22 protein-coding genes and 1 tRNA gene are annotated in these 17419 nt (G+C 31.2%); 16 read left to right on the top strand and 7 right to left on the bottom strand.

Going from position 1 to position 17419, the window contains the following annotated elements:
• Positions 1-7 precede the first annotated feature (7 nt).
• From D6T69_RS06065 to D6T69_RS06000, 13 genes are all read left to right on the top strand, one after another.
• Positions 8-436, top strand: coding sequence for an META domain-containing protein (locus D6T69_RS06065; protein ID WP_125066913.1), 429 nt, complete (start codon positions 8-10; stop codon positions 434-436).
• A 616-nt stretch (positions 437-1052) separates the two neighbouring features.
• On the top strand, positions 1053-1295 hold the full coding sequence (locus D6T69_RS06060; protein WP_125066912.1) for a hypothetical protein: 243 nt from the start codon (positions 1053-1055) through the stop codon (positions 1293-1295).
• A 14-nt stretch (positions 1296-1309) separates the two neighbouring features.
• Positions 1310-1585, top strand: coding sequence for a hypothetical protein (locus tag D6T69_RS06055; RefSeq protein ID WP_125066911.1), 276 nt, complete (start codon positions 1310-1312; stop codon positions 1583-1585).
• A 134-nt stretch (positions 1586-1719) separates the two neighbouring features.
• Positions 1720-3291, top strand: coding sequence for a hypothetical protein (locus tag D6T69_RS06050; protein ID WP_125066910.1), 1572 nt, complete (start codon positions 1720-1722; stop codon positions 3289-3291).
• A gap of 2 nt (positions 3292-3293) precedes the next feature.
• Positions 3294-3770, top strand: coding sequence for a hypothetical protein (locus D6T69_RS06045; protein WP_125066909.1), 477 nt, complete (start codon positions 3294-3296; stop codon positions 3768-3770).
• 285 nt (positions 3771-4055) lie between these two features.
• Complete coding sequence (locus D6T69_RS06040) at positions 4056-4292, top strand: hypothetical protein (protein ID WP_125066908.1); 237 nt, start codon at positions 4056-4058, stop codon at positions 4290-4292.
• 136 nt (positions 4293-4428) lie between these two features.
• Positions 4429-5085, top strand: a complete 657-nt coding sequence (locus tag D6T69_RS06035) for a dioxygenase family protein (protein WP_125066907.1) — start codon at positions 4429-4431, stop codon at positions 5083-5085.
• A gap of 99 nt (positions 5086-5184) precedes the next feature.
• Positions 5185-5730: a TPM domain-containing protein gene (locus tag D6T69_RS06030; protein WP_125066906.1), complete on the top strand. Its 546-nt coding sequence runs from the start codon at positions 5185-5187 to the stop codon at positions 5728-5730.
• A 65-nt stretch (positions 5731-5795) separates the two neighbouring features.
• Positions 5796-6590 carry a cation transporter gene (locus D6T69_RS06025; protein ID WP_125066905.1) on the top strand — a complete coding sequence of 265 codons (795 nt, stop codon included), beginning with the start codon at positions 5796-5798 and terminating at the stop codon, positions 6588-6590.
• Positions 6591-6906: 316 nt separating this feature from the next.
• The gene (locus D6T69_RS06015) at positions 6907-7431 is read left to right on the top strand and encodes a TetR/AcrR family transcriptional regulator (RefSeq protein WP_125066904.1); all 525 of its coding nucleotides are present in this window, start codon (positions 6907-6909) and stop codon (positions 7429-7431) included.
• Positions 7432-7436: 5 nt separating this feature from the next.
• Positions 7437-7847 carry a nuclear transport factor 2 family protein gene (locus tag D6T69_RS06010; protein ID WP_125066903.1) on the top strand — a complete coding sequence of 137 codons (411 nt, stop codon included), beginning with the start codon at positions 7437-7439 and terminating at the stop codon, positions 7845-7847.
• Positions 7848-7943: 96 nt separating this feature from the next.
• Entirely contained in the window at positions 7944-8384 is a 441-nt protein-coding gene (locus tag D6T69_RS06005) for a GNAT family N-acetyltransferase (RefSeq protein ID WP_125066902.1), read from the top strand.
• A gap of 141 nt (positions 8385-8525) precedes the next feature.
• Positions 8526-9137, top strand: coding sequence for an aspartyl/asparaginyl beta-hydroxylase domain-containing protein (locus D6T69_RS06000; protein WP_125066901.1), 612 nt, complete (start codon positions 8526-8528; stop codon positions 9135-9137).
• Positions 9138-9192: 55 nt separating this feature from the next.
• Here the strand turns inward: D6T69_RS06000 and trxB are convergent, their stop codons facing one another.
• The gene (trxB, locus tag D6T69_RS05995; protein WP_125066900.1) at positions 9193-10131 is read right to left on the bottom strand and encodes a thioredoxin-disulfide reductase; all 939 of its coding nucleotides are present in this window, start codon (positions 10129-10131) and stop codon (positions 9193-9195) included.
• Between the two features lie 221 nt (positions 10132-10352).
• Here trxB and D6T69_RS05990 point away from each other — a divergent pair.
• The 3 genes from D6T69_RS05990 (at position 10353) to D6T69_RS05980 (ending at position 12123) form a co-directional block, all read left to right on the top strand.
• Positions 10353-10427, top strand: a tRNA-Pro gene (locus D6T69_RS05990).
• A gap of 115 nt (positions 10428-10542) precedes the next feature.
• Positions 10543-11406, top strand: coding sequence for an AraC family transcriptional regulator (locus D6T69_RS05985; protein ID WP_125066899.1), 864 nt, complete (start codon positions 10543-10545; stop codon positions 11404-11406).
• Between the two features lie 81 nt (positions 11407-11487).
• A complete protein-coding gene (locus tag D6T69_RS05980; protein ID WP_317125310.1) occupies positions 11488-12123 on the top strand; it encodes a class I SAM-dependent methyltransferase in 636 nt (211 codons plus the stop codon).
• 201 nt (positions 12124-12324) lie between these two features.
• On the opposite strand, the gene D6T69_RS05975 is transcribed toward D6T69_RS05980, so the two are convergent.
• The 6 genes from D6T69_RS05975 to D6T69_RS05955 form a co-directional block, all read right to left on the bottom strand.
• Entirely contained in the window at positions 12325-12711 is a 387-nt protein-coding gene (locus tag D6T69_RS05975) for a hypothetical protein (protein WP_125066898.1), read from the bottom strand.
• A gap of 10 nt (positions 12712-12721) precedes the next feature.
• Positions 12722-13141, bottom strand: a complete 420-nt coding sequence (locus tag D6T69_RS05970; RefSeq protein WP_125066897.1) for a GreA/GreB family elongation factor — start codon at positions 13139-13141, stop codon at positions 12722-12724.
• An 11-nt stretch (positions 13142-13152) separates the two neighbouring features.
• Positions 13153-14454, bottom strand: a complete 1302-nt coding sequence (locus tag D6T69_RS05965) for a Glu/Leu/Phe/Val family dehydrogenase (RefSeq protein ID WP_125069192.1) — start codon at positions 14452-14454, stop codon at positions 13153-13155.
• Between the two features lie 67 nt (positions 14455-14521).
• The gene (locus D6T69_RS15940; RefSeq protein ID WP_164506692.1) at positions 14522-14692 is read right to left on the bottom strand and encodes a hypothetical protein; all 171 of its coding nucleotides are present in this window, start codon (positions 14690-14692) and stop codon (positions 14522-14524) included.
• 183 nt (positions 14693-14875) lie between these two features.
• On the bottom strand, positions 14876-16201 hold the full coding sequence (locus D6T69_RS05960) for a sigma-54-dependent transcriptional regulator (RefSeq protein WP_125066896.1): 1326 nt from the start codon (positions 16199-16201) through the stop codon (positions 14876-14878).
• A 5-nt stretch (positions 16202-16206) separates the two neighbouring features.
• Entirely contained in the window at positions 16207-17304 is a 1098-nt protein-coding gene (locus D6T69_RS05955) for a sensor histidine kinase (RefSeq protein WP_125066895.1), read from the bottom strand.
• Between the last annotated feature and the right edge of the window lie 115 nt (positions 17305-17419).

Raw genomic sequence — 17419 nt, 5'->3', positions numbered from 1 at the left:
ACATATTATGAAAAAACTATCATTTGTATTCGCAGTAATTCTATTAATTACAGTGTCTTGTGCTAAAAAAGATACTGCTGAACAGTTATACGGAACCGCTTGGGAACTAGAATACATCTCTGGACCTAGAATTGCTTTTGAAGGATTGTTTCCTGATAAAAAGCCACAACTTACGTTTGATAAAGAAACAAAGAAAGCTACAGGAAATAACGGTTGTAACGGTTATGCTGCTGAATTTACGTTAGGAGAAGAAAATGCGATTTCTTTTGGAGAACCAGGACCAACAACTATGATGTACTGCGGACAAGGAGAACAAGAGTTTTTAAAAACCATTAAAAAAATAAACAAGTATAGTTTTGACATAGAAGGAAAACTAAACTTATTGATGGACGATGTAACCATGATGCGTTTTAAAAAAGTAACCACTGAAGAATAATTCACGATAATTGTTACTTTAAACGAATTAATAACTTAGGGGAAACCTCATACTATATAACCTTTTTTTGGTTTGTTGGTATGAGGTTTATTTTTTACTGCCAAAGGCAACGTCCACTAATAAGTATACAGAGAATGTTGGGTTGAATCTATACTGATGTAAAAGCAGAGAACATGCCGTGATATTAGCGGCCCATGCCGTAGTGTCTTCGGAGCATGCCGCGGTGTCTGCGGAGCGCGCCGTGGTATTAGCGACCCGTGCCGTAGTGTCTTCGGAGCATGCCGTGATATCAGCGACCCATGCCGCGGTGTCTTCGGAGCACGCCGTGATATTAGCGACCCATGCCGTGGTGTCTGCGGAGCATGCCGTGATATCAGCGACCCATGCCGCGGTATCTGCGGAGCATGCCGTGATATCAGCGACCCGTGCAACCTTTAATGACACTTAACACAACTTTTATTACCTAAATAGCTGAGCTTATGGGTTTCCGTAAGAGAATTAAATTATTATTGTTAAGTCCGTAAAGGTATAATCAAACATAAAATACAATCATAAACCTACCAAAATGGGTGTATAAGGATATATTATACATCTATATAAACAAGTTGTGCAACATTTGAAAAAAACTGATTTCCATAAAGAACAAGAAAGAATTAAACCGATAATTATTTTATGGGTTAAACGGATTTACGTGATTGCTTTTAATATTTATGCTTGGTTTTGGTTAATTCGAGAAATCTTTTTTAGGAAAACAACTGAATTTGAACCTTATTTATTATGGCTTTTCACAACCGCAGGAATGTACTATTTTGTACTAGAAAATCAAGATGTATTTATTAAATCAAAAGATAAACATTGAGAAAAACTTAAAATATGAAAAAAATAGATGACGTTATTTTCACCGAAAAAGCTAAAAAAATGAAAGACTGTTTTTTAGCAAAAGTTGACGAAATAAGAAAAAACAATAAAGACTATTTTGAAGAAAATGGTATTGACTTTGATAAATCTTTCATATTAGAATTTTCAAATCACGGCTCACAATTTAAGATAATTGATGAAAAAGTTGCTGAAAAATTTGGGGAACAATTTTCAAAAAAATATCAAGAATGTATATCTAAAATATTTGAAAATAAAAATTCCAATGATTAGAAACGATATGAATATAAAAACGTTGCACAACAATGGCTACAAGTAATTGCTAGTTCTTGCCTACTCAAACGGCTGATAAAAACGAAAAAATTGTAACTCAATAATTTGAATTAATAATCTTAAATTTAACAGATATGAAAAACAGAAAAAACAAAATCAGTAACCTTTTCAAAGTAGGTGTTTTTCTCTTTGGTATTTCTTTATTTCTGTGGAATTGTGAAAATGAGCCTTTGTTAGAAACACAAAGCAACTTTATAAGTAAAGTTAAAAATAGAATAAACACCGACTTAATAGACCTTCCTTATACTAAGAACAATTTAATAGTTGACTGGAACAACTATAATATTATAACAAGTGATGGTTTAGAGTTCTATGAATTTAAAACAGAACTAATAGCTCCTTTAAAAAACTCCTCTGAAAGTTTTAACAGCCCTAGTTTTTATGTAATAGTCTATAAAGAAAACAACGCTATTATAATTAAATATATAGAGGTAAGAGCATATAATTATAGTTTAGAAAATCTCCCTATAGATTTTATTAATTTAGGAGCTTACTCAGGTTCATTTAGGTATTTTAATGATAAGGGAGAGTTAGAGAATTCAGAAGCTTATATAGAAGGATATTTGATAAAATCAAACAAAGATAACTACTTACCTATAGAAAGAAACACATTAAATAGAGCTAAAGAAGATGGAACTTTCCAAGCAAAAGTTCAGCCTTGTACAGAGGTTCCTTCAATACTTTATGTTCATGAAACAACACATCATTATCAAGATTACTATAAAGCATCTTACCGAGTTGACTCTAATGGAAACATGGTAGAAGGAAGTATGACAGTAGCAGACGTACCCTATAAATCGGTATATTTAGGTTCAACAACACAAACCTATACTTATACAAGTTATTCGTGCGACACACCACACACTGGAGATGAAGTGTACAAATCTGAATATATGAGAGAGCAAATACTCATGGATTGTGGACCAGGGTATGATAATGTAACCTATGATGGATATTGTGTTGATACGGAAGAACAAATAATTAATAAACTTGAAGGTAAAGCGGAGTGTGTTTACAATAAACTAAAAAATTCTAGTACAAGCTTTAAAAGCATGATACAAAACTTTGATGGTGATTTCCCTGTAAGTCATTTAAAATTAACTATAAATAATAGTTTAGGTTTTGGGGTTTATGGAATTACATTACCTCCAGTAAATTATGTAACAGAAATTCAAATAAATGGAAATGGGGTATCAAATTTATCGGACTTAGGAGTTGCAACAACAATAGCTCATGAATTAATTCATGCAGAAATTTTTAGAAAAATGCTTTCAGCAGCAAAAAAGGGTGATTTGAATTATCATAATAATCAGAATTATACAACTCAAGATAGAATTAATTATGTAAATTCATTAAAAGATAATTTTCCTGGGTTATATGATTATTATTGGAAAAGATATAAATCAACATGGAATCATAATATGATGGCTACTCATTATAGAACTACCATAGCAGATATTATACAGAGTTTTGACAATAATCGTCTTTCTCGTTCAACCTATGAGTCTATAGCTTGGGCTGGTTTGGGTGAAATAGAAAATAATCAAAGTACTATTGCTTGGCAGAATTTAACTTCTATAGAACAACAAGCGATTATTGACGCACTAAATCAATATTTTTTTAACGGAACTTCAAATTGTAATTAATTATGAGAAAAATAGTATTGTTTTTATTTATCATTGTAAAATCATATTCTCAAGAATCAACATCAAATTATTTTTTTATAAATGGGCAAAAGTTTTCAAAGCAAACCAAGTATGTGATGTATGATTCTAAAGAGGATGTAAAAAAAACTACTAATGATAAAATATATTTTTTTATTCAAGGGGAAACATTTGAATTTTTGAGAAATAAGTTTAGGGTAGACACTTGTAGTATCAGAAATTTAAAAAAAATAAAAATAGAAAAAGTAAAAGGTCTATCCGACAGAGAATATTTGTTTTATAAACAAAGTTTAAACAAAATAAAAGGAAAGGAAGATAAAATACTTGGACCAATGCCGATAACCAAAAATCACAATTATTTTAAAGTAATTATTGTAGAGAAATATGAAAATAAAATTTTGAAATACGATGTTGATTGGACTTATACAGGAACAAGAGGGTTTAAAGTAATCCGAAAATAATACAAACCACAACCACGTATATAAAAAATAGCAGTTAAGTACAAACAGTTAAGATTTATACTTTTCTGCTATCTTTCTAATAAACTTGAAAAGTGATCGTATTTTTACTCTGCTACTTTTCATACACAAGACCGTTGTGTGTAATTTGAAAAATGAAAAAATTAATGGATGAACTAATCGAAAAAGCAAACGAATGTTTGAACGAAAATGAATCTGAATCAAAAGCGGAATTAGAAAAATACATTAAAAATTTAGTCCTTTAATGCTTAATCCGAATTAATAAAAATGATTAAATACGAAATTAAGACAGGAAGCAGTTTTCTAAACAAGAAAGCACGAGAACAAAGAGACGGAATTTATAAACCAACCCTAAAAGGAATGCATTGTAGAAAATGTAGTTCAGATACTATAATTGAATTTGTAGAGTCAGGAGGGAATTATGTGAAAGCGAAAATTAATCCTTGTTGTTCGGGTTTTGATACTCGAATTAGAGAAAAATTATGTCCAAATAAAAACGGTTGAATAAAAAACAAAGCGTAACAATGGCTATAAACAATCACTTGTTCTCGCCTACTTCTGAAAAACAATAGTTTCCTTATTCAGTTCGTATTCATTAAATTAGAGCTTTAAAACACAACTAATTTTATACAAATACGTTATGTATCTTCCTAAACACAAAACACTAAAACACTATTTAGGAGCGCTTTTTTTAATGCTTATTGTAGCTTCTTGTAAAGGGCAAACACAAACTAACGTAGAAAGAAACGTAGATGGTGGTTGCCAAGACTGTAAAGCTTTATTGGATTATAAAATGCTTAATATAAATCCTAAGCCAATTGATACCTTACCTGGTTTTCATGAAAATGAACCAAAACTAAAAATAACGGGTACTGCATTTAAAAAAGACGGAAAAACACCCGCTGAAAATGTTATACTCTACATTTATCACACAAACAGAAATGGAATTTACCAACCTAGTGACAAACCTGTAGGTTCGGAAAAAAGACACGGACAACACAGAAATTGGCTTAAAACAGATAACGATGGTAAATTTACTTTTTATACATTCAGGCCAGCATCTTACCCAAACTCTCAAGAACCAGAGCACATTCATATTTATGTAAAAGAGCCCAATACAGTACCTTATTATATTGACAGCTATCAATTTGAAAGTGATCCCGCTCTTACTGAAGAAAAAAAGCAATCAGAAAAAAACAGAGGTGGCTCTGGAATTATACAACTTAAAAAAGAAGATGGCATTTGGACTGCTCATAGAGACTTAATCTTAGGGTTGAATATTCCTGATTATGAGTAAAAGCTTTAGTTACAATTGCTACTCACCTACCCCTAAAAAACTCAGACCTCTATTCAATATGCATTTACTAAATTAGTTGTTTAAACTAGTTATATAAAAATGAAACTTTTCTTTAAAATAATAATACTCTCTTTTTTAACAACTTCAGGCTGTAAGTTGCAGCAAAATGAGAAGAATGAAATAAACACTAACGCTCCTAAAGCTGAATTTACCGAATTCGATTTAGGTGAAAGTGATTTATCCACACTAAAAAATGTAGTAAATGATTATGAATCTCTCTTCACCATTGAACAACTGGAAAAATTAACTTTGTTAATTCGCGAGTATGAGAAAAAGACTTCCAACCAAATAGCTATTGTTTCTATTAAATCAATCGGAAAATACACCGATTTTAGTCAATTCGCTATTGACTTATCAAATTATAATGGTGTAGGTCAAAAAGAAAAAAATAACGGCTTGACTATTGTTTTCAGTAAAACCCTAAAAAAAATAAGAATTTCTACAGGCGTTGGAACTGAACAAGTTTTAACAGACGAAATTTGTGAGGAAGTAATTGAAAAAACAATTATCCCTGAATTTAAAAAAGGAGAATATTACCTTGGTATTGAAAAAGGAATAACTGAGTTAATGACTAAGTGGGAATAGTACTATCTATTACATAACTATAAAAACAAACTATCCTACTTATTACTGATTCAAAAAGAAATTCAATGTATAAAACTATTTTTGAAATAACCAAAATGGATTGTCCTTCTGAGGAGAGTTTAATTCGAATGAAGTTAGACGGAATTTCTGGTATAGCAAACTTAAAGTTTGATATTCCTAATAGAAAATTAACGGTTTTTCATAACGAAGAAGTTGATTTAATTGAAAAATCGGTAATTGAACTAAACTTAGGCGGAAAGAGGGTTTCCACAGAAAGAACAAATCAAACTAATTTTGAAGAAAACACCAATCAGAAAAAATTACTTTGGGCTGTTCTCGGAATTAATGCTGCTTTTTTCATTATTGAAATGACAACGGGAATTATCTCTAAATCAATGGGACTTGTTGCCGATAGCCTAGACATGCTTGCTGATAGTTTTGTTTATGGAATTAGTCTTTTTGCCGTTGGTGGAACTTTAACAAGAAAGAAAAGAATTGCAAAACTTGCTGGATATTTTCAAATAACTCTTGCTTTACTTGGATTTGTTGAAGTTTTAAGAAGATTCTTTGGTGCTGAAAAACTTCCAAACTTTTCAACAATGATAATCGTTTCGGTTTTAGCACTTATCGCAAATGGCATTTGTCTTTATATTTTACAGAAGTCAAAGAGTAAAGAAGAAGCACACATGAAAGCAAGTATGATTTTTACTTCAAATGACATTATTATTAATTTAGGAGTAATAACAGCAGGAGTTTTAGTGCATTGGTTAAATTCTAACAAACCTGATTTGATTATCGGAACCATTGTTTTTGTTTTAGTAATTCAAGGAGCTTTTCGAATTTTAAAACTAAGTAAGTAAAGACAAAGCTACATTTGATAGAGTTTAGTAGCTCTTTTTTATCTCCAAAAGTATCATATAAACTAGCCCTATTAATTCCTAAATGGCAAACCAAATCTTAAACAGAAGTTGCTGAATAACCTTGTTTCCAAAACAAACACATTGCTTTGGTTAATACTTCTTCTTCATTAAATGATTTAACTCTTGGCATATAAAAAATGTGGAAGTATAAATAACTTCCACAGAATTAGTTTATTTATTAAACTAAAAATGTTAAAATACCGAACAGACTTGTCTGTTCTTAAGAGTTCATATAACTTTGACAAAAATTAAGAGTATGAGTAGCCCTAGAGAACGTATATTAGAAACTGTAGCCCATTTATTTCATCAACAAGGTTATAACAGTACGGGTATTAACCAAGTTATTAAAGAAGCTAAAGTAGCCAAAGCAAGTTTTTATCAACACTTTAAATCAAAAGATGCTTTGTGTGTCGACTTCTTAAACTATAGACACGAATTTTGGTTTAAAGAACTATTTAAGTTTACTTCAAAAAGTAAAAATTCAAAAGACAGAATACTCCTTTCTTTCGATTTTGTAGCTCATATGAATACAAAAGAGGGTTTCAGGGGTTGTAGCTTTTTGAATATTCTATCAGAAATATCAAAAGAACAAGAAACTATACTCCTAGTGATTCAATCTCATAAAAAAGAATTGAATAATTTTTTTCAGGAGTTAACAGATAACGAATTACTAGCTATCCATATTTACCTACTTTTTGAAAGTGCTATCATAGAAAGTCAACTCTTCAAATCAAATGAAATAGTATATAAATCAAAAAAAATAATACAAAACTTACTATAATTATTATGGAACAAAAACATCCACTCCCTCCTTTTACTCTTGAAACAGCTAAACAAAAAATTCAACTAGCAGAAGATGCTTGGAATTCTCAAAATCCTGAAAAAATTGCATTAGCTTACACTGTTGATAGTGAATGGAGAAATAGAGACACCTTTGTTAACGGTAGAGAAGAAATTATTAACTTCTTGAGTAAAAAGTGGCAAAATGAGCTTAATTATAAACTAAAAAAAGAATATTGGGCTCACAGTGAAAATAGAATTGCTGTACGCTTTGAATATGAATATCAGAACAAAGAAGGCAAATGGTTTAGAGCTTACGGTAATGAAAACTGGGAGTTTAATGATGATGGACAAATGAAAAAAAGATATGCGAGTATTAATGATCTTGAAATAGAGGAAGTTGATAAGTATCTTTAAAACAATCAACTTTATTAGCAAAAAAAATAACGGCGACTCTGGTAAATCATCAAAGTCGCTTTTTGTATTTTTATAGCTTAAGTAAAAATTGAAAAAGTGGATTATAAAATAGATACTATAAACAAAACTGAATATCAAGAAGTAGTTGACTTATGGGAAGCTTCCGTTAGGGCGACACATCATTTTTTAAAAGAAGATGACATTGCATATTTTAAACCTCTTATTCTAAATACGTATTTAGATGCAGTAGAGTTAAAGTGTATTAAAATCAATAATAAAATAGTAGGTTTTTTAGGTGTTGCTGAACAAAATTTAGAAATGCTTTTTATCCACCCTGAATATCGAGGTAAAAAGGTAGGTAAAGCCTTATTAGAATACTCAATTGACAAATTGAATGTAGATAAGGTCGATGTAAATGAGCAAAATGAACAAGCTGTTGGTTTTTACAATCATTTCGGTTTTGAAACTATCAAACGTTCTGAATTAGACGCTACTGGAAAACCATACCCTATTTTACACATGCAATTAACTAAATAAGACTTGAGAATTACTATTAATAACTCAAGTTCTAAAAATAGGTACAAAAAGGTTAACTTTATCAAACTGCAATCTTTATGAAAAAGTCAATCTTTTGTAGTTTTATATAATACTAACCTAAATTTTTATAAATCAATTTCTATGGAAACAGCTACTACTACAACAAGTAATACTTTTAGTGACCGTATTAAACTGCCCTTTAATTTTGAAGTACCTAAAATGTTTAAAGAAGCCAAAGCTTTGCAATTAGATAACTTTGAATATTATGATGTAATTCCTTTACGTTCACCTGCTCATTTAGTGGATACATCATTACCTTTCCCTGCTCCTGCTGAGGATTATGCAGATGGTTCGTGGACAGATTGGTTGGATACTAATGCCTTAAAAAAGTCTCCGTATTTAACTAGTGTTATCGATTTTTTTAAAGAAAACACCACTGTGAACTTAGTTAGGTTACTTCGACTGGCTCCACACTCAACAGTTAAAGAACATACGGATCCTACCTTAGGTTTGGAGATTGAAAAATCAGTAATACGACTTACTATTCCTATTCTTAACAATGAAAGTGTAACTTTTTATTTGAATAACACTCCCGTGCTCATGAAACCTGGGGAATGCTGGTATATGCGACTTACCGATCCTCATAAAGTTATTAATAATGGTGATGAGGAACGCATAAACCTTACTATTGATATGATTCCTAATGATTGGATTCGAAGGATTATTAATGAAAGTGGACAAAATTCTATATAAAATAAAAAGGGTACGCTAATACGTACCCTTTTTATTTTATATATGACTTTATAGTCTATTCTAAAGCTCCTAAATAACGTTCAGCATCTAAAGCTGCCATACAACCTGTACCAGCTGCTGTTACTGCTTGTCGGTATTCTTTATCTTGAATGTCACCAGCGGCAAAAACTCCTGGTAAATTTGTCTTAGTAGATTTTCCTTTAGTAATTAAATACCCTGTATCATCCATATCTAAAACACCTTTAAACAAATCAGAATTTGGTTTGTGCCCTATTGCAATAAATACACCTGTTACTGGAATCTCCGTTTTTTCTCCAGTTTGATTGTTTACAGCACGAACACCTTCAACAACGTTTTCACCTAATACCTCATCAATTTCAGTATTATACATAACAGTAATATTTTCTGTTTTGTTTACACGATGTTGCATTGCTTTAGAAGCACGCATATAATCTTTACGAACTAACATAGTTACCTTACTACAAATGTTAGCTAAATATGTTGCTTCTTCTGCAGCAGTATCTCCTGCTCCAACTACTACAACATCTTGTCCTTTATAAAAGAACCCATCGCAAGTAGCACAAGCTGAAACTCCTCCTCCAATTAAACGTTGCTCACTTTCTAATCCTAAATATTTAGCAGTAGCTCCAGTAGAAATAATTATAGTTTGAGCTTCTATTTCTGTCGATTCATCTACAGTTACTTTATGAATTCCTCCTTCTTCTTTAGAAAGCTCTACTTTAGTAACCATTCCAAAACGTACATCTGTTCCGAAACGCTCTGCTTGACTTTTTAAATCTTCCATCATTGCTGTACCATCAGTACCTTTTGGATATCCTGGGAAATTATCTACCTCAGTGGTTGTAGTTAATTGTCCTCCCATTTGCATTCCTGTATACATAACTGGTTTCATGTCTGCTCTCGCTGCATATATAGCTGCAGTGTAACCTGCTGGACCAGACCCAATAATCAAACATTTAATTTTTTCTGCCATTATCTTGAATTTTTGAAGTTACAAATGTAATTTTTTTTTATTTCTAGTTATCTGCTTTTAAATATATTTTAACTATTGTCTTATAAAATCAAATTATTTAATAATTATTTCATTTTTTTATTTGTCATTTACTTTTTTTTTCTACATTTGCAGTCCCAATTATTCGGGGTGTAGCCTCTCCTTTTACTCGAGATAAACTACACTACGAATTTTACACTTTTCGGGGTGTAGCGTAGCCCGGTCATCGCGCCTGCTTTGGGAGCAGGAGGTCGCAGGTTCGAATCCTGCCACCCCGACTAAAAAGTCCTAAAAATCATCTGATTTATAGGGCTTTTTATTTTTTAGAGTTACTTATCATCTCCTACTCTTTTTCTACTTAAATTTGTATTACATTAGTTAGATTCTAACCTCATGAAAACCATCCCTGTAAGACATTTAAAAATCTCTCAAAAAGAACCTAACCTATCTGGTGATTTTATGATTAAAAATCTTCAGGAGCTTCTTAATGGGAAAGATATGGTTCATGAACTTCACAGGCACGATTTCTACTTCTTTTTAGCATTAAAAAAAGGCACTGGAAATCACGAAATAGATTTTGTTAATTATGATGTTACAGATCATACAATTTTTATAATCCGACCTGGTCAAGTACACGAATTAGAATTAAAAAACAATAGCGAAGGTTTTATGATTCAGTTTAATACTGATTTTTATTATCCTATTGATAAAGGGATGAATCTTTTATTACAAAAAGTAAGTGCTTCAAATTATTATCAATTAGAGGAAGACCTTTTTTCAAGAATTAACCTTTTATTGATATCTATTTTTTCAGAATACAAAGATAAAGCTGAAGCATATAAAGAAGTTATAAAATCTAATCTTCATATTCTTTTTATAGAGTTACTAAGGTCAAGAAATACCAACAATAAAGATTCTAATACTAAGGATTTATATATTCAAGAATCTCTTGAGAAATTTCTACATTTATTAGAAACAAACATTACTAAGGTAAAACAAGTTTCAAAATATGCTAGTATGTTAAATCTATCTAACTACCAGCTAAACACCATAACAAAACAGACTTTAGGCAAAACAGCTTCAGAAATTATTAATGAACAAATTATACTAGAATCTAAAAGGTATCTTTTAGCATCTTCCAATCAAATAAATCAAATAGCATATTATTTGGGTTATGAAGATGTTTCATATTTTATTAGATTTTTTAAAAAACACACAGGCTACTCTCCCGAAGCTTTCAGGAAAAAACTAACATAAGTACCATACTACTTTACAATCATCCTACCCTAGAGGCTTAGACTCTAGATACTTTTACATCGTATAAATCAAATTAAAAATATGATGACAAAAGGTGATTTAAAATATAAAGAGTTTTGGAATGAAAAATATCAAAACACCAACTTTGCTTATGGCAAAGAGCCCAACTTATTTTTTAAAAAAGAGCTTCAAAAAATAAAAACTGGAAAAATCTTATTACCTGCTGACGGAGAAGGCAGAAATAGTGTATATGCTTCCAAATTAGGGTGGGATGTTACTGCTACCGATTTAAGTATTGAAGGAAAAAGTAAAGCTCTAAAACTAGCCTCTGAGTTTAATGTAAATCTAAAGTATGTTGTAGGCGACATACAAGATCTTGAACTTCCAAAAGAATCTTTTGATGCTATTGGTTTAATCTACGCACATTTTTCTGCTTGGAAAATTTCTATTATTCACCAAAAACTTACTACACTTCTTAAACCTAATGGGTATATAATTTTTGAAGCTTTTAGTAAAAATCATCTTAATTATCAGAAGAATAATCCCAAAATAGGTGGTCCAAAAGATGTAGATATGCTTTTTTCTATAGAACAAATACAACAAGATTTTACTGGTTTTGAAATTCAAGTTTTAGAAGAAAAAGAAGTCTTTTTAAATGAAGGAGATTCTCACAACGGTAAAGGAAGTGTGATTCGTTTTATAGGCAAAAAATTCTAGACAGTGATGAAAAAAGTTTTTGTTAACTATTCAGTACTACTAGAGCTGTCTATCATAAAAAATAGTTAATTGCTTACAAAACTGATTTTAGAAATAAAAAGAAGTCTCTTTAGTTTACGATTCAAAAAAACCTTGGAACTACATGATTCCAAGGTTTTACAACTAACTCTACAAATCTAACATACTTGCTTTACAAGAATGCTATTCTTTTAGTAAAACTTCCTCAAAAAACTTGTCTTTAAGTTTTTGATAAGCTTCCAAATTTTTATGATAACTCTCACGTAATCTATCGTACTCTCCTAAATAAGCCATGTCACACTGTATATCATCACACTCTGCTACATTAACATACGTATTTGAGTATGATAAGACAGTTTTATAAAGCTCATTGTTTATTTTTTTTCTTTCAGAAAAAAGCTTCAATGTTTCTTCAGAAATAGCTTTATTAATTAAAGAGTGTTTATGTAAACCTAAAAGGTTATCAATTTCTTTATTAATATACTGCAATTGATCTACCCATCCTTTTAATTCTACATGATTGTATTTATGTACTACATCTATATCGCTACCGTGATTATTAAGTGTCATTTTTTTATCTTTAAATTAAGGTACTAAAACTCTCTTTCCCCTTCTTTTGAGTTACTTTTAAAATTTTAACTTCTTTCTTTCCTCCTGGTAAATCCCAGTGAACTACATCATTTAAAGCATAACCAAATAAAGCTATACCTATTGGCGTTAAAATAGAAACTTTGTTGTTTTTCAAATCCTTTTCAGTTGGTTTTACAATCTGAATAGTTTTTTCCCAAACAGCGCCAGAAGCTATAGTTACAACAGTATTTAAGCGTATAACATCATCTAGCATTTCTTCTTCATTTAAAATTTTAGCTGTTTTTAACTCTTCAGCAAACTTATCTAGTGATGTTTGTACTTTACCTTCTTCAGTATGCTCTGAAACATTTAGTAAACTCTTAATGTACACATACTCTTTTTTCTCTAAAACTAAACTTCCGTGTTTCATTTTACTGCTTTTTATGGAAAAATTCCTCGTTGAACATATGCCTTTTCAATACGTTGTATCGCTATACAATAAGCTGCTTTTCGCATATCAACACCTTCTAACTTAGCATAATCTGAAACTTTAGTATAGGAGTCTTTTAGTTTCTTATCTAATCGTACAATAACCTCTTCCATATTCCACAACTCTCCGTTACGGTTTTGAAGCCACTCGAAATAACTAGTGATTACTCCTCCTGAATTACATAATATATCAGGGATAATTGTTACTCCTTTTTCTAAAAGAATTTTTTCTCCTTCAACATTTATAGGTCCGTTTGCTCCTTCAGCTATTAAATTAGCTTTGATTAAGTGTGCATTATCTTCAGTTATCTGATTACCCAATGCTGCTGGTATACAAATATCACAGTCAGTAGCAAAAAAATTTTCCTTCTCTATTGCTAGAGATTCTGGGTACCCTACTAAGCTCCCGTTGTTAGCTTTTGTATAGTTAAAAAGGTCTTCTACCTTGATTCCATTCGTATTTTGAATGCTTCCATAAGCATCTTGAACTCCTATCATTTTAGCTCCTTCTTGTTCTAAAAAGTAAGCTGCCCAATATCCAACGTTTCCAAACCCTTGAACAATAAAAGTTTTATCTTCTAAGGTTTGGTTATTTCCTTCTACCCAAAACTTAATAGTTAAGAAAACTCCGTAACCTGTGGCTCTATCTCTTCCTTCTAGACCTCCACTACCTATTGGTTTTCCTGTAACTACATGTTGATTCATTGAACGTTCTGCTGGTGCTTTTGTACTCATATACGTATCTGCCATCCACGCCATTGTTTGAGCGTTTGTGTTTACATCTGGAGCAGGAATATCATGCTCTGGTCCAATATTATCTCCTAATGCAAACGTAAAACGTCTAGTGATACGCTCTAATTCATCTTTTGAGTATTTAGTAGGGTCTATTTGAATCCCTCCTTTACCTCCACCATATGGTAAACCTGCCAAAGATGTTTTCCATGTCATCCACATAGCTAACGCTCTCGCTGCATCTATATCTACTGTTGGGTGGTAACGTAAACCTCCTTTATATGGTCCCAAAGCATTGTTATGCTGCACACGATATCCTTGAAAAATTTCAACATCTCCATTATCCATCTTTACAGGAAAATTAACAATGATTTCGTTATTCGTAATACTTAATATCTTACGAATATTAGGGTGTAAACCAATTTGATCTGATGCACTATTAAACTGTTCTAGTACATTATCAACCATTCCTCTAGCATTCTTTCGCTTCGCTGGTTTTATTAATTCTTTGGTTAATGTCATCTCACTTATGTTTGAATTTATTTTACTTCCTAAAATTTCACTTTTTGTATTATTCATACGTTATTTATTATACAGCTTGCATTTCTTGTTTCATAGCAGTTACGTCATCTTCTCTTGCTTTTTCTGCACTCACCTCATTATACTCACTACACGACCATACCTTTTCTTTAGCTTTGGTTAACACACATATATTTACTTCTGTACATGATGGACAAATATTAAAGGGATTAGTGTTCATAAATTATATTCATTTTATTCTTCCCTTTAAAGGCAAATGATATGCCGCTAAACATGCCAAAAAAACAAAAACTTCTAAATCCCTTTATTTACGAAGGACTCAGAAGTTTTTATAAATTTTTATTTAAAATAAAAGTGGGTAATTTCTCCCCAGGTGGAGAAAAAACACCCAGAAAAAGTGTTGTTATTCTTTCAGCTTTTCTCGTAATGTCTTACGGTCTATTTGAAGAATTTTTGCTGCTTTTGTTTTATTGTTATTAGTTGCGTTTAATACATATTGTATATGACGTTTTTCCATTTCTTTTAAGGAGATTAATCTTTCCTCAGAAAAATCAACATTATATTTTAGCGAATCAGGTAAATGCTCTACTTCTACTATACGATCACACATAATTACCGCACGTTGTATTATATTTTCTAACTCTCTAATATTACCTGGCCAATTATATCTTTGTAGTATAGCCAAAGCTTTAGGACTTATTTTTACGAACCTATCTTTATATTCCACCCCATATTTAAACAGAAACTTTTCTACTAACATAGAAATATCTTCTTTCCTTTCTCGTAAAGGTGGCACCTCTATTTCAACTACTGTCAACCTATAAAACAGGTCTTCTCGAAATGTTCCTTTTTGAATCATTTCTTTTAGGTTATTGTTAGTCGCTGCAATAATTCTAACATCTACTTTCTCTGCTTTTTGAGCTCCTACCTTCACCACTTCTTTTTCTTGTAAAGCCCTTAATAACTTTGATTGTACATTTAATGAAGCATTTCCTATTTCATCTAAAAAAATAGTTCCTCCATTAGCCGCTTGAAAAAAACCATTCCTGTTACTATCTGCTCCTGTAAAAGCGCCTTTTATATAACCAAACAACTCAGACTCTAATAAATTCTCAGGAATTGCTCCACAGTTTACCGCTATGTATGGTCCTTTAGCAAACTTACCTTCATAATGTATTGCACGCGCCACCAACTCTTTACCAGTACCACTTTCTCCCTTAATAGAAACTGTTGCTTTATTATTTTTTACTCGATCTATTATTTGAAAAATTTCATTAATCTTTTCTGAAGCCCCTATCATATCTCCATAAAAATCCTTTTTATCTTTTTCTTGAGTAGTTTTTTTATGACTTTTTTCTGCTTTTTTTAAAGCATCATCCATTGCCGATTTCAACTCATCTTTTGTAAAAGGCTTCGTTAGGTATGCTACTACTCCTGACTTAATGGCTTCTAATGAATCTTGAACAGATGGATATCCTGTTACTATAAGTTTAGGTAACTTTGGATAGTGTTCTGAAACGAATTTAACGAGTTCAAAACCATCCACTTCTGGCATTTTTAAATCGGTTATTAGCAAATCAATTGGTGTATCTCTTAAAATTGTAACTGCTTCTTTAACTGATACTGCCTTGTAGGTATGATAATTCCAAGATTGTAAATGTCGATGTAACAGCTCTAAGATATGAACATCATCATCTACTATTAATATATTTTCCTTTTTTAACGGCATTTCTTTTATTTTGGTAACCTAACCTCAAAGATAGCACCTTTTTCAATGCCATTTTTAGCTGTTATTGTTCCTTTATGACTCGATACAATACCGTGTACAACACTCAATCCTAGACCTGTTCCTTCTCCTGTTGGCTTCGTTGTAAAGAAAGGTTGAAACACTTTTTCAAGAGCTTCATCACTTAATCCTATCCCTTCATCAGAAATTCTTAATATCACTTCTTTATCTGTTTGAAATGTTTCAATAGTAACTAGCCCTTCTTTTGGTGAAAAGTAAATAGCATTAATAATAAGATTGAAAATAATCTGAGTAAGTTGAACCGTATCTGCTCGTAACCACAATTCAGATTCTTCTACTTTCACTAAGTATTTTACAGACTGTCTTCTAAAAGTAGCATCCAGTAAATTTATAGCATCTTTTATACTTGGAATAATATTTACTTTTTTCATTTCTTGTGGCATTTCACAAGCAAAATACATGAGTTTTTTTACTACTTCTCTTGAAAAGATAGCACTTTGAATAATTTTATCTACATCTGCCAAAGCCTTTTCATTACTGGACATATCTGCTTTCAATAGTTCTGAGTAACCTAAAATATTAGCTAGCGGGGTATTTAATTCATGGGCAATACCAGCAGTTAATTCTCCTAAGATTGATAAGCGATCGGCGTGTTCCATTTTACGCCTCATCGACAGCTCATTGTTCTTTATTTCAATACGCTCTAAAAGTCCCCCTATTTTTATAGCAACAGTATCAAATAATTCTTTTTCTTCCTTTAGATATAAATTATCCTTAAGCTCTTTTCCTTTTATAAATGCTGATATTTTTCCTTTAGGTATATTAAATACTGGTATAGGACTTGAGATTATACAAAGCTCTTCCTCGGTTTTACTTTCCTCTTCAGAATATTTTTCTGTATCAATAAAAACTTGAGTGTTTTTTGGAAACTGCAATGCTCTTTTTAAACTTTTGGCAATTGCTTTTAAAGTTACATCAACTTGATCTAGATTCGCGTTTATTATTAGAGATGTTACTTCATATAAACAAGTTAACTCTTTTATACGTTCTTTTAATTCTTTTTCTGTTGTACTTGCTGACCTCATTAAGTAGTTTTTAAACTCATTTACTTTCTGAGAATAAAAATACAAAATAACTCTCCTTCACTTACTTCATTTATAAAAACTACTACATTATATATTCTCTTTTATGCTTTAGCTA

The organism is Tenacibaculum singaporense (genome assembly GCF_003867015.1).
GTDB classification, from domain to species: Bacteria; Bacteroidota; Bacteroidia; order Flavobacteriales; family Flavobacteriaceae; genus Polaribacter; species Polaribacter singaporensis.
The sequence above is the reverse complement of the archived record's forward strand: the minus strand, read 5'-3'. Positions and strand labels throughout refer to the sequence as shown.